Annotated in this window: 20 protein-coding genes and 1 pseudogene; 14 read left to right on the top strand and 7 right to left on the bottom strand. The window is 40.7% G+C overall.

Annotation, left to right across the window (positions count from 1 at the left end):
- Positions 1–395 precede the first annotated feature (395 nt).
- The 4 genes from BCU84_RS02650 (at position 396) to BCU84_RS02635 (ending at position 6,475) form a co-directional block, all read left to right on the top strand.
- Positions 396–1,949, top strand: coding sequence for an ammonia-forming cytochrome c nitrite reductase subunit c552 (locus BCU84_RS02650; RefSeq protein ID WP_102526554.1), 1,554 nt, complete (start codon positions 396–398; stop codon positions 1,947–1,949).
- A 312-nt stretch (positions 1,950–2,261) separates the two neighbouring features.
- The gene (locus tag BCU84_RS02645; protein ID WP_229369118.1) at positions 2,262–2,654 is read left to right on the top strand and encodes a ribosome recycling factor family protein; all 393 of its coding nucleotides are present in this window, start codon (positions 2,262–2,264) and stop codon (positions 2,652–2,654) included.
- Between the two features lie 468 nt (positions 2,655–3,122).
- Positions 3,123–5,948, top strand: coding sequence for a molybdopterin cofactor-binding domain-containing protein (locus tag BCU84_RS02640; RefSeq protein WP_102526552.1), 2,826 nt, complete (start codon positions 3,123–3,125; stop codon positions 5,946–5,948).
- Positions 5,945–6,475: a 2Fe-2S iron-sulfur cluster-binding protein gene (locus tag BCU84_RS02635; RefSeq protein WP_102526551.1), complete on the top strand. Its 531-nt coding sequence runs from the start codon at positions 5,945–5,947 to the stop codon at positions 6,473–6,475. The genes BCU84_RS02640 and BCU84_RS02635 overlap by 4 nt, the downstream gene beginning before the upstream one ends.
- A 240-nt stretch (positions 6,476–6,715) precedes the next feature.
- Here the strand turns inward: BCU84_RS02635 and BCU84_RS02630 are convergent, their stop codons facing one another.
- The 3 genes from BCU84_RS02630 to BCU84_RS02620 all read right to left on the bottom strand — a co-directional run bounded on the left by BCU84_RS02630 (position 6,716) and on the right by BCU84_RS02620 (position 9,543).
- Positions 6,716–7,558 carry a hypothetical protein gene (locus BCU84_RS02630; RefSeq protein WP_102526550.1) on the bottom strand — a complete coding sequence of 281 codons (843 nt, stop codon included), beginning with the start codon at positions 7,556–7,558 and terminating at the stop codon, positions 6,716–6,718.
- 176 nt (positions 7,559–7,734) lie between these two features.
- Entirely contained in the window at positions 7,735–8,907 is a 1,173-nt protein-coding gene (locus BCU84_RS02625) for a lipase family protein (protein ID WP_102526549.1), read from the bottom strand.
- Positions 8,908–8,952: 45 nt separating this feature from the next.
- A complete protein-coding gene (locus tag BCU84_RS02620; RefSeq protein ID WP_102526548.1) occupies positions 8,953–9,543 on the bottom strand; it encodes a carboxypeptidase-like regulatory domain-containing protein in 591 nt (196 codons plus the stop codon).
- A gap of 406 nt (positions 9,544–9,949) precedes the next feature.
- Here BCU84_RS02620 and BCU84_RS02615 point away from each other — a divergent pair, with 406 nt between their 5' ends.
- Positions 9,950–11,560, top strand: a complete 1,611-nt coding sequence (locus BCU84_RS02615) for an ABC-F family ATPase (protein WP_102526547.1) — start codon at positions 9,950–9,952, stop codon at positions 11,558–11,560.
- A gap of 102 nt (positions 11,561–11,662) precedes the next feature.
- On the opposite strand, the gene BCU84_RS02610 is transcribed toward BCU84_RS02615, so the two are convergent.
- Both BCU84_RS02610 and BCU84_RS02605 read right to left on the bottom strand, forming a co-directional pair.
- Entirely contained in the window at positions 11,663–12,904 is a 1,242-nt protein-coding gene (locus tag BCU84_RS02610; protein ID WP_102526546.1) for a 4Fe-4S binding protein, read from the bottom strand.
- Positions 12,905–13,211: 307 nt separating this feature from the next.
- Positions 13,212–14,069, bottom strand: a complete 858-nt coding sequence (locus BCU84_RS02605) for a PA4780 family RIO1-like protein kinase (RefSeq protein WP_102526545.1) — start codon at positions 14,067–14,069, stop codon at positions 13,212–13,214.
- Between the two features lie 219 nt (positions 14,070–14,288).
- Between BCU84_RS02605 and BCU84_RS02600 the strand changes: the two genes are divergently transcribed.
- From BCU84_RS02600 to BCU84_RS02560, 9 genes and pseudogenes are all read left to right on the top strand, one after another.
- Complete coding sequence (locus tag BCU84_RS02600; protein ID WP_102526544.1) at positions 14,289–14,789, top strand: VF530 family DNA-binding protein; 501 nt, start codon at positions 14,289–14,291, stop codon at positions 14,787–14,789.
- 119 nt (positions 14,790–14,908) lie between these two features.
- Positions 14,909–15,202, top strand: a complete 294-nt coding sequence (locus BCU84_RS02595) for a hypothetical protein (protein WP_102526543.1) — start codon at positions 14,909–14,911, stop codon at positions 15,200–15,202.
- Positions 15,203–15,259: 57 nt separating this feature from the next.
- Positions 15,260–16,768 (top strand): DASH family cryptochrome, encoded by a 1,509-nt coding sequence (locus tag BCU84_RS02590; RefSeq protein WP_102526542.1) that lies wholly within the window; start codon positions 15,260–15,262, stop codon positions 16,766–16,768.
- A gap of 40 nt (positions 16,769–16,808) precedes the next feature.
- Positions 16,809–16,934: pseudogene (locus BCU84_RS02585) on the top strand (DUF2256 domain-containing protein); the annotation flags it as partial.
- Positions 16,927–18,534: a cryptochrome/photolyase family protein gene (locus BCU84_RS02580; protein WP_102526540.1), complete on the top strand. Its 1,608-nt coding sequence runs from the start codon at positions 16,927–16,929 to the stop codon at positions 18,532–18,534. The pseudogene BCU84_RS02585 and the gene BCU84_RS02580, both read left to right, overlap by 8 nt.
- Before the next feature lie 67 nt (positions 18,535–18,601).
- On the top strand, positions 18,602–19,282 hold the full coding sequence (locus tag BCU84_RS02575) for a flavin reductase (protein ID WP_102526539.1): 681 nt from the start codon (positions 18,602–18,604) through the stop codon (positions 19,280–19,282).
- 167 nt (positions 19,283–19,449) lie between these two features.
- Positions 19,450–20,364 carry an aspartyl protease family protein gene (locus BCU84_RS02570; protein ID WP_102526538.1) on the top strand — a complete coding sequence of 305 codons (915 nt, stop codon included), beginning with the start codon at positions 19,450–19,452 and terminating at the stop codon, positions 20,362–20,364.
- A 283-nt stretch (positions 20,365–20,647) separates the two neighbouring features.
- Positions 20,648–22,831, top strand: a complete 2,184-nt coding sequence (locus BCU84_RS02565) for an OsmC domain/YcaO domain-containing protein (RefSeq protein WP_102526537.1) — start codon at positions 20,648–20,650, stop codon at positions 22,829–22,831.
- A 191-nt stretch (positions 22,832–23,022) separates the two neighbouring features.
- Positions 23,023–23,514 carry a tyrosine-protein phosphatase gene (locus BCU84_RS02560; protein WP_102526536.1) on the top strand — a complete coding sequence of 164 codons (492 nt, stop codon included), beginning with the start codon at positions 23,023–23,025 and terminating at the stop codon, positions 23,512–23,514.
- Between the two features lie 456 nt (positions 23,515–23,970).
- Here the strand turns inward: BCU84_RS02560 and BCU84_RS02555 are convergent, their stop codons facing one another.
- Together BCU84_RS02555 and BCU84_RS02550 are read right to left on the bottom strand one after the other, a co-directional pair.
- The gene (locus BCU84_RS02555) at positions 23,971–24,528 is read right to left on the bottom strand and encodes a DUF1349 domain-containing protein (protein WP_198589518.1); all 558 of its coding nucleotides are present in this window, start codon (positions 24,526–24,528) and stop codon (positions 23,971–23,973) included.
- Between the two features lie 17 nt (positions 24,529–24,545).
- Positions 24,546–25,574, bottom strand: coding sequence for a radical SAM protein (locus BCU84_RS02550; protein WP_055023927.1), 1,029 nt, complete (start codon positions 25,572–25,574; stop codon positions 24,546–24,548).
- Between the last annotated feature and the right edge of the window lie 52 nt (positions 25,575–25,626).

Genomic DNA, 25,626 nt, shown 5'->3' with positions numbered 1-25,626 from the left:
ATTAATGTTTTTTATTAATGTTGATATCAACCTAACTATCTGTATGCATGTGTTTTTTTAACTTCATGTGTTTTTTGTGGCTGGTTGTATAAATATTCCTGCTTTATTTAGATGGATTAATGCGCTATTTCATCTAAATAAAATCAATTTAATACCCCTTAGGAGGTATGTCTTTTGTAGGTAAAAATTTGAAGTGTGACAAGTAATTAGCTTTGCTTTGGTTATGGTCACATTAATACTGTAAAGCCCTGTCGTGATTAACTTGTTGTGATATTAATTGTTTTAAATTAATTAGATTTTTTAATTTTGAAAGTTTGATTGATGTATTTGGTAAGTGAGATGAACAGATGTATTTATCAAATTATAAATAATAATAATCCCATTGAGGAATGATGATGAAATTAAGAAAAATAGCTGTCGCAGTAATGCTAACAACTGCTTTTACCGGTTACAGTGTGGCGGGCGAAGTCGATTTATATAAAAGTGAAAACTGGCAAAAAACTTTCCCAGAACAATATAAAACTTGGGCCGAAACTGAAGAAACTACACCAGCTTCAGGTGAATTAGATGATTTATTAGCAAGCAACCCTAACTTAGTCAGCGCCTGGGCAGGTTATGGTTTCGCTAAAGACTACAATCGTGCTCGTGGTCATCACTTTGCATTAACTGATATCGTTAAAACATTACGCGTTGGTCACCCAATGGTAGGCCATGACGGTAAGATGGTTGGTGAAGCAATGGCGGCAAGCTGTTGGTCTTGTAAAACACCTGATGTCGCTCGCATGTATGACGAAGTCGGCGAAGGCAAGTTTTCAGACAATGCATGGTCAACTTGGGGCCACGAGATGTCTAACACCATCGGTTGTGCTGATTGTCATGAATTAGGCAAAGAAGAGATTCGTTTAAGTCGTCCATACACCGACCGCGCTATGAAATCGATTGGTAAAGACTTCGATAAGCAAGACGCCACAATGCAGGCCAGTCAGACGTGTGCTCAGTGTCACGTTGAATACTACTTCGACGGTACCGATGAGAAGAAAGTTAAATACCCAATGGATTACTGGGTACCTGGTGTTAATACAGACTATAAAGAGTTTGTAGGCTACAAAGGAACTGACGGTTTATATGAAGGTTTTGCAGCTGAAGCACAACTGGCTTACTTTGATAAGCGCGGCTTTAAAGATTGGACCAATGCTGTTTCTGGTGCACCAATGATTAAAGCGCAACACCCAGAGTTTGAAAACATGCTTGATCGTACTGAGCATGCAATGGATAGCCATTTAGAGTTTGGTTGTACAACTTGTCATATGCCTAAAGCTGAAAATGAAAAGGGCGGCAAGTACTCTAATCATAAAGTGACGTTTGAAGCTGAAACATTACCATCAAGCTGCCAAAGCTGTCATGAAGCAGAAGACTTCAAAGAAATCCTTGATGAGCGTAAAGCTGAAATCAATAAGCTACGTTTTGAAGCTGACGGCACAGATCCACGTTTGACTGAAGTGCACTTTAAAGCGCAAGCAATCTGGTCAGCGAATGGTATTGAAGGTTTAGAAGCTGGTAAAGGCATTGCAGTGGCGAAAGGTAACTACGAAGCCGCATTGAAAACTAAATCAGTACTATCTGGCGAAATGAACAGCTTACTGACCAAAGTGAGAAATGCTCAGTGGTTCTGGGATAGTGCAACAGCATCACATGGTATCCATGCTCATAACCCTGCAGAAGCCATCCGTTTGTTAGAGAAATCTAACGATATTTTAGATACTGCAATTACTGAAGCTGATGCATTACTGAAAAAGTACGCACCAGAATACAAGTACGATGCCACTAAATACGACACTAAAGCGAAAGTTCAGCCTCTTGTTGGTTTAGACCTTGAAGCAATGAAAGCGTCAAAAGAGCTATTCATTGAAAAGCGTGTAGAAAAAGAATGGCCAGTAGAGCTTAAGTAATTCAGTTACTGACGCTTTAATGAATCAGTGCGATTTGAATAAATAGACTCTCCACTATCACCGTTCAAATCTGTCACTGTGGCAGCAAAATGCCAGTCGATGTTCATCGACTGGCATTTTTTATAAGTAAAACCTTATTGGAGAATGTTTATTATTCGCAATTTGCATCATACGCAATGTGCATCATACGCAATGTATACCATACGCGATGTGCATAAAGATTCGCTTGGTCATTGAAGTCGTTAATAGCGCTATCATCAGTGGGCTAAATCAGTAAAATAGACTTACCTCTTATCAATGCGATATATCATTTTGAAGGTTCAACACATTACCATTGCTTTACCGTCACTTATTCACCGAATAGGACGGGACAGTGTTAATCAAGCGAAAGTCATTTGCGCTCAATATCAATGTGAACTTAAACGAGTAAGGCGCTCCAGAAACTGGACGCTTGTAGGCGATGCTATCAATGTGCAAACCATAGGAGTGTCGCTTAAAACCAATGATTCAATTACTTTTGCTTATCTGATTAAGAAAATCGATATCGGTTTAATTGGCCATGAAGATAAACTTGAAACCTTAACGCAAAAATTACAACGGCTTATTACTCAAACGCCTAATATTACCCTAGCTGAATTGATGCAATTAACCGATTGTACTGAAGTTGAAGCCCGCACAGCGCGATTTGAGACTGATATTTGGTAGATATGATGATTAAGCAGATTATTAAGTGTTGTTATATATGTACTTATACATACTTTTTGCTTTAAAATTAAACACTTATTTGAGCTTCTACTCCCATCTATTATTCCCAATAACGCCTGTTGTTAACCCCTCTGTCACTGGTTGTTTATTACGTTCATTGAATGGCATTAATTAGGCTATTTATCATCAAAGCTAAGCCTGATGCTTATTCCTTTGTGTGTCGACAATGTCTTTAGTATCACCATTATTCCCAGGTATATCGTGCATCTCTAATTTAAATCACAATAGATTTGAATCAGTTGCTCAATAGCTGTCTATACTTGCTTACGAGCCATTATTTTGCTTGGTTTTGTATTTTGAACTTAGGTATTTTGGACTTAGGTAATTTGCTTCTCTTAGGCTCATTTCTTTATTTGAAAATGAATCTTAACGATATTTACTCATCAGGTAACTTTAGGAGAGTTAGGTATGAAACAGTGGGAATTATCCCGACGGGACTTCATGAAAAAGTGCGTTATCGGTGGGGTAACTGTTTATAGTGCACCGATGTTATTGCAACAGCAAAGTGCAATGGCTAAAGGTGTTGCTTCTTCACTGGCTGAAACTTGGTATCAAGATGGCAAGCCTGCATTTCGATTTGATGCGATAGAAAAAATCACTGGCGAGAAAATTTACGGTCGTGATTATCGCGCAAAAGATATCCCGTCTTGGCCAGACACTCAGCATCATGCTTTTATTGTGCGAGCTCACATTGCCGATAAAGTGTATCAAGGCCTCGACCTCAGTGTTATTCCTAAAGATCTGATGCCTTACAAAATTATTACAGCTGAAGATTTAGAGAGTAATGATCTAAAGTTACCGCCTTTTTACGGTGATAATATGCTGCTTAAAAAAGGCAGCGCGCCTGATTATTTAGGCCATGAAGTGGCCATTTTATTATTTAATGATTTTGCTCAGTTTTTAAAAGCCAAAATGATGCTGCAATTTCATGAGCATTTTGTGCAATATGGCCCAGAAACCGTGCCTTATAATGCTGCCTCAAAACAACCTTATGCTGGCTGGCGGATTGTCCGTGAAGAGTCAGCTAAAGGCTCCCAAGATGATGATATCTACAGTACATATCATTCGGGGCAATTTTTCCCTAAATATGAGGGGCAAAAATTGCTTTGGCCTAACCCAGTAAAAGACAGTGATGATATTGGCGAGCGAGGGATGTATCTTGCGCAGACCCTTCGTCAAGAGATGACATCTAACGATGATTGGTTTGTATTAAATAAACAATACAAAACGCAATCGATTGAACCGATGATGTTAGAACCAGAAGCCTACAACGGCTTTTTCGATAAAAAAAGCCAAACTTTACACGTGGTAATAACGACACAGTCCCCCCAAGATTTTTATCTTCAAGCTGGCAAGGTACTCAGTGAAAGCCCATTAACCCAATCGATTAAAAATCTTGTGGTTCATTCTCCTTATATTGGAGGCGGGTTTGGCGGTAAAGACCATACTATTTTTCCGTATTACGGCATGATTGCATCGATTTTTGCAGATGCTCCGGTAAGACTGGCCAATAATCGATTTGAGCAATTTCAGTCAGGACTTAAGCGCCACCCGTTCCATTTTACTAATCAGTTAGCATTTGATAAGTCGAGCCTTAAACTCAAAGGTTTAGTGGCAGACATGATCTTAGATGGTGGTGGTAGAGAGAATTTTTCCTCATCAGTTGCCATGGTGGGAGCGAGTGCTATTCAAGGCATTTATTACATTCCCAGAAATGATATTGTGGCGACCTGTTTACCATCATATTTGCCTACGGCTGGTTCAATGCGAGGTTACGGTTCTTTGCAATCAATGGCATCTATAGAAATGATGTTTAACGAAGCAGCAGATGAAATGAAGGTGGATCCTTTCAAACTTCGCCGCGTCAACGCCATGGTTAATGGTGACAAAAATACCCAAGGCTCGGTGCCACTTGAAAATATTCGCTACCAAGAAATGCTCGATTTGGCTGAAAAACATGAAATGTGGCAAAACAGACAAGCCAATAAAACCAAGTTTGACCAAGCCAATCCAGATAAATCAATGGGCGTTGGTTTTGGTTTTGTCAGTAAAGATTACGGCACTGGCTCTAATGCTCCGTCCTCCTATGTTGGTGTAACGCCAGATGGAAAAGTGGTGGTGAAAGTGTTCTCTGTTGAAATGGGTACAGGTACTGATACTTCTCAGGCCTGCTTAATTTCAGAATACTTGGGCTCAGCAGCAGATAACCTTGATATTGCACAAATAGAAGTGTTTGATGCATTGGAGATTTTTGATGATGCTAGCCCGTATATAATGAGCCAAGAACATCAAGACAAAATGGCAAAAAATCCACGTTGGACCCCTATGGTCGTATCAGCATCATCAGCAAGCCAATCAGCTTTTTTTCAAAGTCATTCGACTAAATATGCAGCCAAAATTTTATTTGAAGAGTCATTGTTTATGGCCGCAAAAACGATATGGGAAAAGCAAGGATCTAGCGGTATCACCATTACCGATGTGAGCTGGCAAGGTGGCCAATTGCATGCTAAAGATGCTGAGCCTTTATCACTGTCTATCATATGTAAGAAAGCGCACGCCGAAGGCATGATAACGGGTGTCATGACCCATGGTTTTAATCGTTGGCAATGGGCAACAGCAAAATTTGAACTTAATCAGCAGCAAAAAGAATACCCACTAGATGCCATCGCATTGGAATACGGCATCGGCGCCAGTGACGCAGTAAAAGCTAAGCAAAATAAACAGGGCTTTGTGGTGCAAGAAAGACAAGCTGTCAATTATCCAGAAGTAAAGCTCAATAGCGCGATGGTACGTTATTACACTCCTTGTTTAACTATGGTAGAACTTGCTGTTCACAAGGTCTCTGGCGAAGTTGACATTCTTAGAACGCACACATGGATAGAACCTGGAAAAGTGCATGTACGGGAATTAGTTGAAGGACAAATTGAAGGTGGGCTTACCATGGGGATAGGCCATGTACTTCATGAAGCATTACCACAAGATAATACTGGCGCGGGTAATGGGGAGTGGAACATTGACCGTTATAAAGTCCCGTTTGCCAAAGACAATGGTGTGTGGACTCTTGACTACACGCTCCTACCGACTATTGATGGAAGTGATGAATCAAAAGGCTTAGCTGAAGTGGTGATGATCCCAATTGTTCCCGCGGTTGTTGAGGCGATTTATCAAGCCACTGAAAAACGTTTCTACCATTTACCTATTACAGCTAAAGATATTTCGGAGGCCAATGCATGAGCACGTTAAACTTAACCATCAATGGTAAGCAATATGGGCCACTTGAGATAGACCCAGGCATGCCAATGGTCAACTTTTTACATGAGTACCTTAACCTTACTGGGACTAAATTTGGCTGTGGCGAAGGTATTTGCCATGCTTGTGTGGTGATTGTAGATAATGATGATGGCACCTCAAGCACTAGGCGGACTTGTATTGCAAATGTCATGCTTTTTAATAACCTGAATATTAGAACCATTGAAGGCCATGCAACCAAAAATAACGTGGGTGAAATTATCGCCCTGCATCCTGTGCAAAATGCTTTTATCAAAAACTTTGCGTTTCAATGTGGTTGGTGCGCCCCTGGTTTTACTAATGAAACAGTGGCATTGATTGAAAAACTGAAACAAAAAACCATCGCGAAAGACCAAGTAGAACGGGTGATTGAAGATACCTTAGGAGAGCATGTCTGTCGTTGTACTGGATATGTACGTTACTTTAAAGCGGCTAAAAAACTGATTTTGGCGACCAAAGGCTTAACTATTTAACGATAATAAATGGTTACGTAACCTATAGCGCATTCCCTGTAATGGGAATGCGCTTTTATTTAAAGCAATAATAGAAACGTTCAAGGTAATTAACACCCAGTATAAATTCATTTTTAAAGGCTAATCGCTAATCGCTAATCGCTAATCGCTAAGGTCAAGGGGCATACATGTGCGCTGAAGCTGAAATAAGAGCGGTAAGGCTAGAATTCGATACTTGGTAGGTCATTATGTCCTTAGATGCTAGCTGGCCGCTCGATTCATCAGAGTTAACATAAAGTAAATTATTATACTCAAAGAGATCGCGATCATGATTGCAAATCCAGAAGCAAACATGATGCCCGCTTGCGCTGAGTTATCTTCTTTTAGTTTTATTTCAATGCTGACATGGGCGGTAGTAAAAGCCAAAATTGCGCTCACAATCAAACACCACCAAAAATTGTCACTTAAAAATGGCAGAACAAAGTAAAGCATAGGGCTTGCTAAGCTAAATGCATCAAATTTTGGATTATTGATAGCTGTAAAGAGGGCATTTAGGCCCAGCACTATCAAATAACCTATGAACATCTCCCAAAAGCTTATTGATGATTGAATAGGGCTTTGTCTTTCAGAAACAGAGGCTTCTCCAATAGGATGACTTTGGCTTGTACTTGAGTCAGATAAATGTTGTGTCACTTGGTTTATGGGCTGACTCGTATCTGGTTCGTATATAAAAAAGGCAATGAGCCCATATACAAAAAATGCTGAGACCAAATTATATACTTGCATTGAGTGCTGTTTATCATTTCCTCGAATGTGGTCTATGTATGCGTTGATGGCAATTGTCACCATTAGAATAAAGCCAAGATACAGAAATTGATCCCAGTGTGGAGCATCGAAAAAGAACACAGAAATGGGTGTTAAGCAGATGAGACTGTCAATGGTGAAGGTGTTCTTTTGGGGTTGGATTTCGACTTGAGTATCGACTTGATCTTGATCTTGATCTTGATCTTGAGATTGAGTTTGAGCTTTATTTGAGCGCTGTGTGTAATATATTGAAATTAATGAGCATATTGAGACAACAACTAACCAAGTATTAAAATCCATTTTTTACTGATTCTTTATTTGCGGTAACTGTCATCTATGACTGTTACTGTTGGAAATATAAAACGAACCCAAAGGTTCGTTTCATTTCGAATAGAACTCGGCTAAATGTGTAGGAACCTAGTCCTTTGCAGCTTAGCTATTTACAATTTCACTAAAGCGTATAAGTTAAGTGCCAGTTATTTGTGAACAAATTTAATCGCTTGTTTCACGCCTTCATATAAACGCTTGAGCATTTTTTCGAATATAGTGCGGATGGTGATAAAAGTTAAATCGGTTACTACTGTGACAACTGACCCTGCAAATGCCAACATATGACCAAGTAATCCTCTTACTTCATCAGCTGCAGTTTTTGCCGCCTCTGAAATTTTAAGTAGTGTTTTTGCGATAAGGTCATATAAAGTGAGTGCCCCAGAAGCTGTGGCCTGCGCTGCTACCGCCGCATAATAACCATGTCGTTTTAACGTCGTAATCAATGCAGCACTTAAACGGTCACACCAATAATCGCTGTAACTAGCTTGATTGCGGTTTTCATAACGCAATGTCACTGGTTGCAAGAACTCATTTGCTTTAACTGATAGCTGTCCCCAGTCTTCTGTATTAGCAGTGGTCAAGTATCCAGGATTGGCCCCTGATTTGGGATCCATTCCATGTGCACTAATACGGATCCCTTGGCTATTATCAAGTCGGTACTCAGAGCCTTTAAAAGGAGCATGGATAAAAGGCCATAAAGGCACTTTAGGTACTATATCTGCGCCGTGTGTACAGCGGTGTATTTTATGAAGACGGTTAGTATTTTTTGTGGCAAAGCTGGTTTGTCCTACTCTTGGCGCTCCAAATGTATATAAATTGATGTTTGAAGCATAATTAGAGTGTGCAGCCCAGTCAGCCGTTAGAGATGCGATTGCACCACCCAGGCTATGTCCTACACAGTGAATCGCTTTGCCAGGGTTATTCTTTCGCCATTGAGTTAAAAAGGTGGCAAATTGAGGTTTTAAAGAATTAAAAGCATTATTAAAGCCTGCATGCACAATTTGACCGGCATCACTCGCAGTAAGTCCAACTTGTGCATTGGTTGCCCAATCGGCTTTTGAACTGAACTCCGTCCCTCTGACAGCGATAACCGCATCGCCTTGATATTGGCCCTTTCCGACGCCTACAGCAGCGAAACCTGAGTGACGGTTTAAAATGAATCCACCAGTTCTACCAATACCTATTTCTTTAAAAGAAAAATTATCTCTAATGTATGAAGTGCCAAAGGTACTTTCTCTAAAAAATGAAGCATCGCTTCCTGTTAAAGAATATGTACTCGAAGCAAGTTGTGAAGCTAGTTTAGGTGATAATGTTGTCATGAAAACTATCCTTGTTTTTCAGCTATTTAGTTCCTGCAAAAGGGACTACCATTTTCCGAACTTTTTGCGTTTTTCTACTTCAACCTTTTCTAATGAAGGCCAGCGACAAATGCTACCCACTTCATAACGAACCGATCCATCAGGAAAAGCTTCATCAATGATCTGATGAATTATTTCAGACTCGGTGAGTTCGCAATTCAAACTTAATAATCTTTCTTGAAAATATGAGATGTGTTTTAAGCCTCTAGACTCAGTACTCCATAAATAGACACCGTCAACATCTGGAAAATTAGAATCATCAACTGTTATTCTTTGTGCGATGATTTGAGATGCTAATGGGTTATTTGGGTACTTAGTTTCCCATGTCAAATTTGGAAATCTGAATTGGCCATTTTTGTCTGTTGTTGCCTGATCTTCTATGCCTTGCTCCATAGCATTGAGGTATAAAAAACCACGTGTCAGTGTTAATCCCTCTACAGCTTCGCCATTTAGCGTTAATCGGCCAGAAACTTCAGGAAAAACTTCTACATCTACTGCTTTTTTGAATAGGCCCAACATCGATTCCTCCGATAGGCTACTGACTGTCACAATCAGTAGTAAAATCGCAATAACGCCAGTGAAAATACGAGTATTCATAGATTCGCGCTTCCTTGCTATAAATATAAAAAAATCACTAAATTCTATCGGCTAGATAGATTGAGATCTATTATCAAAAGTAATTATTTTTGCTCTATTTATTTGGAGGAATGGTGACTATCTTATTCTTTCGATAGTTGATGACTGTGTATGATTAGTGGATTTTTTAGTGTAATGATTAGCGGAATGTTGACTATCCATTTGAATGGCTTTTTTACATTACTAATATAGGAACACGTGTTTTGCATCACATTCAGCTTATTAAATAATGCCCCGACCTAGACTTTATCATTATCTATAGCTATCTATGTGGGATTAGCTCTATCTAAAAAACTGCATACTCTGTATACTGCCGCGCTGCTTTTAAAGCTCATTTATTCGACTATTTACCCCGAGGATTGCCGTTATCATTAGTACAAACAACATCACCATGCAGTTTGGCGCTGAGCCATTGTTTGAAAACATTTCTGCTAAATTTGGCCACGGCAACCGCTACGGTCTGATCGGCGCAAATGGTTGTGGTAAATCCACCTTCATGAAAATCCTCAGTGGTGCGTTAGCACCAAGCTCTGGCAATGTCTCAATTACACCGGGCTTAAAAGTCGGTACCTTGAGCCAAGACCAGTTTGCTTTTGAGCAATACAGTGTGGTTGATACTGTGATCATGGGCGATGCAAAACTGTGGGAAGTGAAGCAAGAGCGTGATCGTATTTACTCTCTGCCTGAAATGAGCGAAGAAGACGGCATGAAAGTGGCCGATCTTGAAAGTGAGTTTGCTGAAATGGATGGCTACAGCGCAGAATCTCGTGCTGGTGAAATTCTATTAGAAGCGGGTATTGAAGAAAGCTTTCATTTTGGCTTGATGCAACAAGTTGCACCAGGCTGGAAACTCAGGGTGTTACTGGCGCAAGCATTATTCTCAAACCCAGATATTTTGCTACTTGATGAACCGACCAACAACTTGGATATTCATACCATTTCTTGGTTAGCAGGCGAGCTTAACAAGCGTAAGTGCACCATGATTATCATTTCACATGATAGACATTTCTTGAATTCAGTTTGTACTCATATGGCTGATATCGATTATGGTGAGCTGCGTGTTTATCCGGGTAACTACGAATACTTCCTTGAAGCGTCTGGCCTTATTCAAGAGCAGCTATTGGCAGGCAATGCTAAAAAGAGTGCTGAAATGGCAGAGCTGCAAGACTTTGTTAACCGTTTTGGTGCCAATGCATCTAAAGCGAAACAAGCAAGCTCACGTGCTAAAAAACTAGATAAAATCAGTTTAGATGAAGTGAAGTCATCAAGCCGTATGACGCCATCGCTACGTTTTGATGAAAGTAAGAAAATGCATCGCCAAGCATTAGTGATTGAAGAATTAGGCCATGGCTTTGATGGCGAAACCTTATTTAAAGGTGGCGATTTAATTTTAGAAGCGGGCGCTAAGCTTGCGGTTATTGGTGAAAACGGTGTGGGTAAAACCACCTTGCTGCGTTGTTTAGTCAATGAGCTAGCGAACAATCACGGCACGATTAAGTGGTCTGAAAACGCTGCAATTGGTTATTGTCCGCAAGACAGCAGCAAAGACTTTGATAATGATTTATCGCTATTTGATTGGATGTCGCAGTGGCGTACCCCTAAACATAACGACCTTATGGTACGTGGTATGTTAGGTCGTTTGTTATTTACTGAAGATGACGCCAACAAGAAAGCAAAAAATTGTTCAGGTGGTGAGAAAAACCGTCTGTTATACGGCAAGTTAATGATGCAAGACATCAACGTGTTAGTCATGGATGAACCGACTAACCACATGGACATGGAAGCCATTGAAGCGTTGAACAATGCACTTAAGTTGTTTGAAGGTACGTTAATATTCGTAAGTCATGACCGTGAGTTTGTATCATCATTGGCGACGCACATTATTGATGTAAGAGATCAACAACTCGTCAGCTTCCACGGCAGTTTTGATGAATACCTAGCTAGCCAAGCTGAAGCCGCTGCACTCGCAGGTAAATAAGCACAGCAATTTAGATTTTTCCGCTGATAATAAAATGCCGCTAACTTAATGGTTAACGGCATTTTTTATGTCAGCTTGTTCTAGACAATTTATTTTTGATAATCAGTGACCAATACTATTGAGGTGTTGGATTAACATCATTCGGATCTCTGTTGGAGTTTCACTATGCCAAAATCCGCCGACATACGCCCAAAGTGGGATCATAAATAACAGCATTAAGACTAGGACTGCTAAGCCTCTATATGACATTACCATTCCCCATCGAGTACTAAAATGTAACGCCTCTTTTTTAGGGCAAGCTGAGATACAGTTCATGCAGGCTTGGCACTCATCACTGCGAATGGTGGTTTGGGTATGCACGATAATATTAGCGGGACATGCGCGGGTGCATTTGTCACATTTCATGCCTTTACCTTCAATAAGGCATTGCTCAGTTGTGCGGCGAATTTTAAATGGGCTTAAAAAACTAACCAGTCCAAGCAGTGCGCCATAAGGACAGATATAACGACAGAAGCCCTGTCGCTTCCAAGCCGCTATTGCCAGAATTAGGCTAAAACACATTAAGCTTATTGCAGTGGGACTTAAGAAAAACAGCGCCATCTTAAGGTCGGCAACCTTGTGATAATAACCATCTAAGTAATGTGGAATACTGGCTAGTGGCATAGTGAACACTAACAAAACCAGTGCTGCCAATAGCAAGTACTTTATCATGCGTAGTATCCAGTCTAACCAAGCGGGTGGTGCAAGCTCCTGTTTGATAAAGCGCTTTCTTAAGCTATATAAGTAATCGCCCGCTAACCCAAGCGGGCAGGCCCAGCCACAAAATGCACGTTTGCATAATAACCCTGTCAGTAACACCACAACTAGCATGACTGCAGCTGCTGGATGATTTTGATCCCACAGCCCTAGACCTAAAATGGCTTTAAGCTCAATACCGCCAGCAATAGGCAAAAAGGCATCACCAATATCAGGGCGTACTAACCAAGGGGTTATTTCAGCCTTTAACATTGCGGCATTGATGGCAAATTGAACCCCAACAAGCATCATCGACAGGGCGAGGGCATGCCTGATCATTTCTTTTAATTGATTGGCTTTATTGCCTTTAACGCGTTGACCGTTAACGACACCGCCTTGGGCAAGCGCAGGCTGAAACTTATTGAATAAGGGTAGTAAGAGTAAAGATAAACCTAGGCCGACAAATAGTGGCCAATGCAAGCTGATAACTAGAGCTGCCATTAACAGTGCGCCACACAAAGCTGCGCCCCATTTTTGTTTACTCCAATACAGTAAACTGATGCTGTATACCAAGGCTAATACCAAGGTGATTGATTCGATCGTGCTCATATGCTGATTTCTAAAAAGTGTGAATACTAATGAGAGTGCAGAGCGCTGGTGCTAGTTCGTTGGTTTGATTAAGGATGTGAATTAGCTCGAAAAAATAACCAATAAGTATGCAAAGTAATTGAGCTATATCACTAACCTTGGATTAACAATTGAAACAGTCTGGTATTTTGATTTTTATCTGTTAGGAATTCTTTTTAGCGTTGTTTATTTGAAACCTTTAATAACAAGCTTGAATGGATGCGTTAATAAGGGCATTGCTTATTAACGCATCAGAGGGCCTCGCTATATTATTAATAGTTAAAGCTAGTTAAAACTCTTCATTTGCCTCAACAATGCGCTGTAATCTTTCTTGCTCTTCCTCTTTAGCTGCATTGATTTCTTCAAGCACTGAATCCACATCAGCGATATGTTCACTTTCAGTAAATTCGCCTGTGAGTACCGACTCTGGCGTAAGTTCACCGGCTTCAAAAAGTGCCCACATCTCTTTTGCGTATTGGGTGTTAGCAAGCTCAGGTGCAAACTGGCTGTAATACTGAGTCATGTTATTCACATCTCGGGCGAACATCCATACAGCGTTGTTGTTTGCAGCGGCATCGACAGCCTGAGGTAAGTCGATAATCACAGGGCCTTTGTCATCAACTAATACATTAAATTCAGACAGATCGCCGTGGATCAACCCCGCACACAGCATCAGTTTGGCATACTCGATCATACTGGCATGATCGCGCACAGCGTCTTCATGAGAAAACACCACATCGTTTAATCTAGGAGCCACAAAACCGTCAGTGTCGGTCACCAGTTCCATTAGCAACACGCCTGAAAAACAGCCGTAGGGTTCAGGTACACGAACGCCTGCTGCGGCAAGCTTAAACAGGGCATCCACTTCGGCATTTTGCCAAGCTTCTTCTTGCTGGTCACGGCCGAATTTAGAGCCTTTTTCCATGGCTCTGGCACGGCGACTATTGCGGACCTTTCTTCCCTCTTGGTATTGAACAGCTTGTTTAAAGCTGCGCTTATCAACATCTTTGTAGACTTTTGCGCAGCGAATATCATCGCCGCAGCGCACTACATATACACTGGCTTCCTTGCCGCTCATTAATTGGCGCAGGACGTCGTCGACTAAGCCTTCTTCAACCAGAGGTTGGATTCGTTTGGGGATTTTCATTGCGCCGTTATACCGTAAATAGCGAGTAGATGGAATGCTCAATCAGTAGAATAGCCTTAAAAGGCTAACTTTGGTTGAGATGAGGCTTTTTAGGATAAACATAGGTTGATGATAGCTATGCTAGGTAGTTGCTTGCTATCATTGCTATCTTACTCAATGCTTATTAGCATTATTTAAATCGAACGATTGATAGCAAATTGGCAGTTAATAGGATCTTTCATGATTGAATTACAGCAAAATAACCCACTACATGGTTTAAAGTCAGAAACTATGGTGTCAGAGCTAGTGGACTTTTATGATTGGAAGATTTTGTACGCAGCACTGCGTTTAGAGTGTTTTAACAATAATCCTAGCATGGAGTCATGCCTTAAGTTTTTAAAGAAAACTGAATGGGCGAGGGAACGTGTTGAAAGCTTTTACTTATATCGTTTTAAAAGTATGCCTAAAGGTAGTGCGGCTCAGTTTGAATTAAAGCCTCGCGAACGTGGTTTTGCTGACGGTATTGTGCCTCGCAAACCACAAGAATTAACCGTTGAGTTGATTGCGGAAATGCGTGAAAAAGCCACTGCTGACTATGAAGAAATGAAGCGTAATAATAATGATCGCCCTAAGCAGTACGGCAAAGATAAGCCAAGAGCACAGGGTGGTTACGCGCAAAACAAACCTAAAGGCAATCGCCCTGCACCATCACAAGACCCGTCTAACCCTTGGGGTAAGTAGAGCAACCGTTGCATATCAGCTGCTAAGTAGCAGCTGATTAAAGTTAATCGTTTTATTATTAATTGAGCTAATATAATAACCAAAGTTCAATACTGAATAAGAATGAGGAATAATCAGCGATGATAAAAGCATCAACACTGATTGTAATGCTCAGGATCAGTATTTGCTGTGGTATCAGTCTTATCTTACTCGGTATTTACCTGCATAACTTTAATCATACTGTCGAGCTAATGGGCATTAAAGGCATTATCCTCAGCGCCATGTGTGTTGCCTTTGGTATGGTGTTATCACTGCCGACGAAAATGTATTTAACCTTGCTACTGGTTAATCACGAAAATCATCAGCGTGAACTTGAATCTGCAATTTCACAACAAGATAAAACGTCCCAAGCCCAACCTAAATCATCTAAGTAAACCTTTCCCCTTTCTGGTTCGTATCAAAGATATGTTTGAATCATCTTTGGGTATATTTTGTCAGAAGAACGCTCCTTATTTGTATTTACTCAAGATCTCCGCTTGCAGGATAATTTGGCGCTAAATGCGTTATTTGTCGATGTCTTAACATCAGAATCTCAGCGGAAAACTGAATTACCCGTAGCGTTTGCTTATGTGTTCGATGAACGCTGGTTCAAATCCATTCGATACCAGCAACAATCCATGGGACAGCATAAGCTGGCATTTTTGCTGCAATCGTTAGCAGACTTGCAGCAGCAACTTGAATCATTAGGGCACACGCTGCATTTATGCATTGGCGACCCTGTTACTGTTATTAGCGATTTAGTGCAGCAAAATAGCATCAAAACCCTAGGGTACAGTAAACAAGTGGGCTGGGATGAAAGGCAAATATGGCAACAAGTCGCTAAGCGACAACCTCAATTACGGTTAATATCAGAATGGAATAATGGATTATTCAACCAACAGCAAATTACCCTTTATGTAAATGCGATGACGAGCTTCTCGCAATTTCGCCGAAAAGTTGAAAAAACAGGGCTATCAGTCGAGCAGCCTTGCAACACATTTAATGGTATTAGTACGCAGTCTATAACGTTAATAAGTGAAGCATTAACTGATTTAAGCCAATTTCAAGCAACGAAGTCGGCGTTGTTTTCTGGCGGTGAGCAAGCGGCTCAACAGCACGTATCACACTACTTTTCAAAATCTTACCCCAGCGAGTATAAACAGACTCGTAATGAATTAGACGGTATTGAAAACTCGACTAAATTTAGCCCTTTCCTCTCTATGGGAAATATTTCTGCACGGAAAATATGGGCGCAGCTTAAACAATATGAACAAATTCATGGTGCTAACGATTCGACCTATTGGATAGGGTTTGAATTGTTATGGCGTGAGTATTTCCATTGGTTAGCATTGCAACACGGAACTCAGCTTTATCGCTTTAAAGGCCAAGCCACTAAGCCGCCATTAACCAGCTTTCTTCCAGAGCGATTTACCAAATGGTGTTTAGGTAGCACTCCTTATCCATTAGTGAATGCCTGCATGAAGCAACTGAACAGCACTGGGTATATGTCAAATCGAGGCAGGCAAATTGTGGCCAGTTGTTTAGTCAATGAACTGGGTGTTGATTGGCATTTTGGCGCAGCCTACTTTGAGCAACAGCTGATTGATTATGATGTGGCATCCAATTGGGGCAATTGGCAATACATTGCAGGAGTTGGCGTCGATCCTCGTGGAGGGCGGCACTTCAATATCGAAAAACAGACTCAGCAATATGATCCAAACGGTGACTTTATTGCTCGTTGGTGTTCGTCACCCAATGATTGCAGCCTTGATATCACACATCTGGATTCAGTAGATATTGATGACTGGCCTATTGATTGCGAGCTTATTGATTGCGAGCCTATTGATTCCAAGCCTATTGATTCCAAGCTTATTAAACACAGGCCTATTGAAGATGTTCTAGTGGATAAAAAGTCGCATAGTAAGAGCAAGTTAAATAAGCGTGACTTTCACCATGAATAAGGCCTATCGTGAAAACTCTGCGAGCAGAACGTCATTTGCTGATAAGACTTGCCCTGTATGTTTGCGACCATTTAGCTGGCGTAAAAAGTGGCACAAAGATTGGGCTAATGTGAAGTACTGCTCTAAGCGATGTGCTGGTGAGCGTAACAGGAGTAAACATGATTAAAGCGAAACGTTTACGTCTTATTCTTGGCGATCAGCTTAATGCTTCACATTCTTGGTTTGCAGATAAACATCCTGACACTGTTTATCTCATCGCTGAGCTAAAGCAAGAGGCAAACTATACTCGTCATCACGGACAAAAAATCTGCGCATTTTTTGCAGCCATGGAACAATTTGCACAAGCGCTTAGGCAAGCTGGGCATCAGGTATTGCACTTGACCTTAGATGATACCGCTTTGTACTCAGATGCTTTGTACTCAGATGCTTTGTATTCAGATCTTGTGGAGTTACTCAATAGGTTATTTATTCAATATGGTATCAAGCAATTTGAATATCAGTTGCCAGATGAGTATCGCTTAAGGGAGCAACTGCGTTGTTTTTGTGCAAGTCATGCAATTGAAAGTTTGGCCTATGAAAGCGAACATTTTTATCTGTCTGATGCTGAATTAAGTCATGATTTTAAAGCATCAACAAAGCATAGGATAGAGCACTTTTATCGCAAAATGAGGAAACGGTTTAACTTATTAATGGAAGGCCAGGAGCCAGCGGGAGGTAAATGGAATTTTGATGCGGATAACCGCCAAAAACTTAAATCAAATGACTTGCCTGATATTCCTGAGCCGCTTATTTTCGAGAATGATGTTAGTGCGATTATCGACAGGATAACGCGGCATAACATCAAAATAATAGGGCGGATGTCATCTCGCTTACTTTGGCCAGTAACACGCCAGCAATCGATTCAATTACTAGAGCATTTTTGCCGTAATTGCTTAATTCGTTTCGGAACGTTTCAAGATGCAATGACCTCAAAAGCAGATACCTTGTTAGCACAGCGTCAATGGAGCTTATATCACAGCAGGCTATCTTTTGCGTTGAACAGCAAAATACTCAGTCCACAGCGAGTTATTGATACCGCTATTGGTTTTTATCAGCAAAGCCTGCATAGCGATAACCCCATTTCTCTCGCGCAAATTGAAGGCTTTGTTAGGCAAATTTTGGGATGGCGTGAATTTGTTCGGGGGATTTATTGGGCCAATATGCCTGTATATGGTCAACTAAATCATTTGGATGCTACACGCAATTTACCTCAATGGTTTTGGGATGCTAATACCAAAATGAACTGCCAGCATCATGCGGTCAAACAATCCCTTGATTATGCTTATGCCCATCATATTCAGCGGTTGATGGTCACGGGTAATTTTTGTCTAATTACTGGCATTAACCCTGATGAAGTCGATGATTGGTATTTAGGTATTTATATCGATGCCATTGAATGGGTTGAAATGCCTAATACTAGAGGCATGAGCCAGTTCGCTGATGGTGGTATTGTTGGCTCAAAAGCCTATGCTGCCAGTGGTAACTACATCAATAAAATGAGTGACTATTGCTCAAGTTGCCATTACAAAGTCAATAAAATCGATACTGATGATGCATGCCCGCTAAATTCTTTATATTGGCACTTTATGGACAAACATCAACACAGTTTTAATGGTAATCCGCGAACAAGAATGGTTTATGCGAATTGGCTCAATAAGTCAGAGGCCGATAGATCGCGTATTTTACAGCATGCTGAAAAATTACTGGATAATTTAGATACTATTTGAGTTCGAAAAACACCGTTATAACAACCCTGTAATCCTGGTTGATTAGATATTCACACATAGGAATAAGATGATTTTAAAACAATTTTCAACTGCCGACTTTTCTGCATTTGAGTCGCGATACCGTGCCCATTTTATTAATAGTTTATCTGGGTTTAAAAGTGCGAACCTTGTTGGCAGCCAAGATGAAAACGGTATTACTAACCTGTCGATGGTCAGTTCTGTGTTTCATTTAGGCGCATCACCAGCGCTGATGGGGATGATTATTCGCCCAAATACAGTGCCAAGAGACACACTTAGTAATATAAAACAGACAGGTGTTTATACGATAAATCATGTGTCTTCAGGTATTTATCAGCAAGCCCACCAAACTTCAGCACGCTATGACGTTGAGGTGTCAGAGTTTGATGAAGTAGGGTTAACACCTCAATATCTTGAAGGTGTTGCAGCGCCATTTGTTGGCGAGAGTTTGCTTAAATACGCCTTAGATGTGAGGGAAATTACCCCACTTACGATTAATAATACCGTGTTAGTTATCGGTGAAATCAAGCATGTTTTACTGCCAGAGATCATTGTTGCAGCTGATGGCTACATTGATATCGAGCAACTCGACACAGTTATTGTTTCAGGGCTCGATAGCTATCATGTCACGGAGCGTTTAAGTCGCTTAAGTTATGCTAAACCATATAAAAAGCCTATAGCATTGAATTTAAATGACGATGTGAATAATAGCCTCAATAGAGGTCGATAATTAAGTCCGTAATGAGGGGTAAACTGAAATTTAAACATCAATATTTGAGAAATGAAAATGTAGTCGACAATAAAATATTAGCATAATGCCAATATTTAAGTCATTGACATTAATGACTTTAGTTATTAAATTGTAACCTTACTAATATACATTATTAAGGATAATTGATGTATTTTTTCTACTTTAGATGTCTATTTCTTCTCTCCGTATTAGTCACTTCTTTCAATGCTCTTGCTGTCAGCGAATGGGCTAAATTCGATATCAGCAATGGGCATATCACTCTTCCAGTCACAATTAATGGTATTGAAGGCCGAGCGATATTAGACAGTGGCGCTCAGGTTAATGCGATTAACTTAAGCTTTATCAATAAACACGGTTTTGAGTTTGATAAAGGTCGGAAAATCAATGTCAAGGGAGTCTACGGAACAGAAACCCGAAGACTTTTCAATAATGTTGAAGTGAACCTTTTTGGGGCGGACATAGAGTTAGACGAACTCGCAGGGCTTCGTCTTGGCCATCATGAAGTGCAAATTTTATTAGGCGCAGGTTTATTAGAAAAATTTATCTTTCAAATCGATTACCCCAATAGTCGTCTTAGAATATTTGAAAGAGGCTCTGTCGATTTGGCTAGCCTTGGTAATATTCCCATGCAAATAGATAGAGCAAAAGGCCAACCAATTGTGAAGGTGTCTCTCAATGGTCAACAGGACTCATGGTTAGTGTTAGATACAGGAAACAGTGGTGGCTTGTTTCTTAAGCGCAGTATCGCGACCAAATTTGACTGGCTAGAAGAGTTTGGCTCGCAATCGGGGGTAACTATAGGTGCGAATCAGTTGGGCGTTGTTGATAATTTTCAATTACCAGAAGTAAAGTTTGGACCTTATACTCTTGAAAATGTGAGAGTTACTGTACCTGCAGAAGGGCAGAAAGAGTCGGTGTCAGGACGAGGTGATGTGAGTTTTTCCAAAATTAAAGGAAAAAATATCAAAGGGCTTTTGGGTTATGATGTACTCAAGCATTTTGTATTAACCATTGATTACAAAGCTGGAAATATGCACATAGGTGTTCCTGAAGATTCTTGATTATTACAATTTCTACTTCAATTTGGGGCGCTCAATAATCAATTTATAGAGCGTCGATAAATTGCTAATCATCAATTATTGGTTAACTACTGGAATATGTTTATCAAATATTCAGTTTTATTTTGTCAGTATAAAGATGCTAACTCCTATAATTCCGCATTATTTGTAATTAACCCAAGACTAATGCGCTAAAAACACCGATAATTCACCCTAATTCGATAGATAAGCGCGATCGTTAGCGCTGTTTTAACTATATTTTGCTAGTCAGTTGTGGGTGTATTCAATGGAAATCAAAGTTAACTTTCTCGATAACTTAAGGCTTGAAGCCAAGTTTGACGATTTTACGGTCACGGCCGATCAGCCTATTCGCTATAAAGGTGATGGCACTGCGCCAAGTCCGTTTGATTATTTCCTTGCATCATCTGCGCTGTGTGCGGCGTACTTTATCAAGGTGTATTGTAAGGCGCGTGATATTTCTACTGACAATATTCGCTTGTCGCAAAATAATATTGTCGACCCTGAAGATCGTTATAACCAGATCTTTCAAATTCAGGTTGAACTGCCTGATGATATTTCTGCAAAAGATCGCACCGGGATCTTACGCTCAATTGATCGTTGTACAGTGAAGAAAGTTGTACAAACCAGTCCAGAATTTAAAGTTGAAACCGTTGAAAACCTCGATGCAGATGCCAATGCAATGCTAATGGGTCAACCTGACGGTGATGAAAGCACCTTCATTCTAGGTAAAGATTTACCCCTAGAAGAAACCATTAAAAACATGACAGGCATGCTAGCCGACCTTGGGATGAAAATTGAAATCTCATCTTGGCGTAACATAGTGCCAAACGTGTGGTCATTACATATCCGTGATGCTGCATCACCAATGTGTTTCACCAATGGTAAAGGCGCAACCAAAGAAAGTGCATTATGTTCAGCATTAGGCGAATTTATTGAACGCTTAAATTGTAACTTCTTCTATAACGATCAGTTCTTTGGCAATGAGATCGCTAACAGCGAGTTTGTGCATTACCCAAATGAAAAGTGGTTTGAGCTTGAAGAAGATGATGCGCTGCCTAAGGGGATTTTGGATGAGTACACGCTAGATATCTACAACCCAGATGAAGAGCTACATGGCTCGCATTTGATTGATACTAACTCAGGTAATATTGAGCGTGGTATCTGCACGATTCCTTATACTCGTCACTCTGATGGCGAAACGGTGTATTTCCCGTCAAACTTAATTGAAAACTTATTCTTAAGTAACGGCATGAGCGCGGGTAATAACCTGCAAGAAGCCCAAGTTCAGTGTTTATCAGAAATCTTTGAGCGCGCAGTTAAGCGTCAAATCATTGAGCAAGAAATAGTTCTGCCAGATGTGCCAATGTCAGTGCTTGAGAAATACCCAAGTATTCTTGCGGGTATTAAAGGCTTAGAAGATCAAGGCTTCCCAGTTGTTGTTAAAGACGCCTCACTGGGTGGTGAATTCCCAGTCATGTGTGTCACCTTAATGAACCCGAAAACTGGCGGTGTGTTTGCTTCATTCGGCGCGCATCCAAGCTTTGAAGTGGCATTAGAGCGAAGCCTTACAGAGTTACTGCAAGGTCGCAGCTTTGAAGGGTTAAACGATGTCCCTAAGCCTACGTTTAACAGCATGGCTGTTAGTGAGCCAGAAAACTTTGTTGAGCACTTTATTGATTCAACGGGTGTTATTTCATGGCGTTTCTTTAGCAGTAATCACGACTACGAATTTTGCGAGTGGGATTTCTCTGGCACCTCAGAGGAAGAAGCCAACGGCTTGTTTGGCATTTTAGAAGCGTTAGGCAAAGAAGTGTATACCGCTGAATTTGATCAATTAGGCGCATCAGCATGTCGTATGTTGGTACCTGATTTTTCTGAAGTGTACCCAGTAGAAGACTTAATCTGGGATAACACCAATAAAGCGTTGGATTACCGCGAAGATATTTTAAATCTGCACTCATTATCAGATGAAGAATTAGTGGATTTAGTGAATCGTTTAGATGAAAGTCAGCAAGATAACTACACTGACATTCGCACCATGATTGGCATTGTATTTGATGAAAATACCGTGTGGGGACAGCTGACTATTATGGAGCTGAAAATCCTTATTTACCTAGCATTGGGTGCCCATGAAGAAGCCAGCGAATTGGTCGGTGACTTCTTACAGTTTAACGATAACACGGTTGAACGTGGCTTGTTCTATCAAGCGGTAAACGCCGTACTTGAAATTGAACTAGAAGAAGATCTTGAGCTTGAGCATTACCTACATAGCTTTAACCGTATGTTCGGGGAAGAAGTGATGGAAAATGTTGTCGGCAGTGTAAACGGTAGCGTGCGTTTTTATGGTTTAACTAAAACCAGCATGAACCTTGAAGGGATTGAGCCTCATTTGCGTCTGATTGAAAGCTATAAAAAGCTGCATCAAGCGCGTAAATTGGCTGCGAAGTAATCTACATTCAGCCAATGTATTAACGATAAAAGCGAACCTCAAGGTTCGCTTTTTTATTTGCTGCATTATAAGTGGTTGAACATGTATCAGTGTTTGTAAAAATATGAAATCGGCTTTTGTCATAATACTGATGCGAGCTTTGGATTATAATAGGCCCATACGTTTGCCCTTCATCATTTAGGAATATGTTTATGTCTTCACACCCATTTGACGCCTTAACCTTAGACAATGGCGCACAACTGATTTTTACCCCTTGTCCTGGTACTAAAGAGGCCTCATTAACTGATTCAGTTGCTACCTTAAAGCAAGCTGGTACTGATATGCTGCTGACGTTAATGTTTGATAAAGAAATGGTGGCTAATAATGTTGAGTCTTTACCGAATGTTTGCGCTGAGAATGATATTCGCTGGATTCAATTACCTATTCTTGACGATGCAGCGCCTAATGAAGTATTTGAAGCAGCGTGGCAAACGCACAAAGATGAAATACTTGAGCTAGTTGCACAAAAGGGCACCATCGCTGTTCATTGTAAAGGCGGCACTGGGCGTACAGGTTTAGTGATCGGTTTAATCATGTTGGCCCATGGCATACCAGCCGATAAGGTGATTGCAGAAGTGCAAAATATTCGCCCTAAAGCGCTTAAAAACCCTGTGCAAGTGGCTTATTTTAATTCTTACGCTTAATTATCCTTTCGTCAGTATCGACTTCTAATGAGTGTCTTTTAGATTGGCGGTACTGACCACTTCTTACCTTCTTTTAAATACCCTAATTTAATACAAGTTTTTCTCTCTGATGCTTTTAAACGCTATCTAAAGCAGTTCTGGTCGAATATATCCTCACATCGTTTACTTAAAAATCTGCTGACCGAGTATCTGAATTTAACTGAGTCACTTATGGTTTTGATTGCTGTCGCCATACAATAAAGTTCGAAACTTTACCTAGCTGAAGCCTTGATGTTTACGTTACAACAGATTCATCAAGTAACATTAAAGCTTGAAACTCACTTCTGGACAATTCCGTTTTAGCGAAATTGCTAATTCAGCAACACATGGATCATTAAAAGTATGGCAACGTCACTTAACTAACCCACTCAATCTTTATTAATGGAGCAGGCCAGTTCATCTTATGCGGGATGCACATTAGTTCAAATCAGTTAGCTCAAACTCACTAAATTCAGCAAAGTTGGGCACAGTGATTCTGCCGCTAAAGGTGTAAAGCATAACGCCTTGCTCGTGCCCTGATAGTGCGGCAGTGCTTATAATTGACTGCCATGTGTCGTTATCTTGCGTTCGATAATAAGCGCGAACTTTAGTGTCGCTTCTTTCAAGCTTTACCGATACTGTCGACTCACCGAATAATAAGCGATGTTTAATATCAGGCTGACCATTTTGTTCTACAACAAACACCAGCGATCGCGCACCCATAAACATCTCTTTACTGATTTTTATATAGTTATCATTGTCCCAGTAAATCCCTAGTCCAGCCTGCTCGAAACTGAGGTTCGGATCTAGATTAATCGTCACCTCCGCGCTGTATTCTGGCTTGTCTACCGGATAAATAAAGATGTTTTTTACATCATTAGCGCCAGCACCAAAGATATTGCCCTCTTGAACTTGCATTGTAAGCACTTCATTTTTAAACGACCAGTGCTCTGGGTTTTCATTTTGAATCGTCCAATTATCTAGATTGTTTATCATTGCGCTGTTCCTTACTATTAGATCATACGTTGGCGGAGTTGATAGAAAATATCGTCAAGATTGCCAAGATTTTGCAGCTTAATTCGGTCTAGTTCTTTTTGTACGCTGTCATACATAAGCTGATTTCGCATATCACTCAGTGTGGCGTAATAGTGCATGCGGCGACCTAAAACAAAGTTATTCTGGTCGTTTTCACTCATCATCATAAAGTGCTCAATGGTGCGCAAAAATGTCTCTTTATCTTGTGGTAATTGTCCATTAAGTTCCGTCAATACATTGATGCCATGGAAGTTGCCATAATTACCCGTTATGCCGTCTAGCTTGCTGATAAGCTGATATTGTTCTTCAAGCATCTCTCGCTCTGTTAGTGGTGTAAATTGGCCGTTTTGTACTAACTCATCCAATTCAGTTCCCGATTTAACCGCCAGCGAGAGTATGCGAATTTCGTCTGGGTTGATTTGATTCAGTAGCTCGGCCGTTGCTGCGATATGTTGCTCTGACAGTTCTTTTCCACCTAAGCCAAGGATAATGAAGGTCATCATTTTCATACCCGCTTGCTTGGCATATTCGGCTGACTTCAAGATTGATTTCGGGGTGATCCCCTTTTTCATCAGTTTTAGAACCTCGATAGATCCCGACTCCATACCGCAGTAAAGCATGTTTAGCCCAGCATCGCAGATTGCTTTCATCTCCGCTGGCGATTTTTTAGTCATGGTCTGCGCCCGGCCATAAGAGCTGATCTGTTTAAGCTCCGGAAAAGCCTCTTTCAGTGTATTGAGCACGTCAAGTAAGTCTTGGGTTTCCATGGCGAATGAGTCGCCATCTTGCAAAAAACAGCTATCAAAGGTTCTGTTTTTATAAAACGCCCTCGCCGCCCAGATATCACGCTTAATATCTTCAACCGGACGAATAGAGAACTCCATGCCTTCAAAAAGGGTGCAGAACTTACATTTATTCCACGGGCACCCTTGTGTGGTTCTGATAAGCAAACTGTCTGCTTCTGATGGTGGGCGTATTGGGCCCTGTTGAAAATGTATCTGTGACATGGTTATTTATCCAATGAATTGAAATTGATTTGGCCATCCTACGGCAAATTTT

This window comes from Shewanella sp. 10N.286.51.B7 (genome assembly GCF_002873615.1).
Classification (GTDB): Bacteria; Pseudomonadota; Gammaproteobacteria; order Enterobacterales; family Shewanellaceae; genus Shewanella; species Shewanella electrodiphila.
The sequence above is the reverse complement of the archived record's forward strand: the minus strand, read 5'-3'. Positions and strand labels throughout refer to the sequence as shown.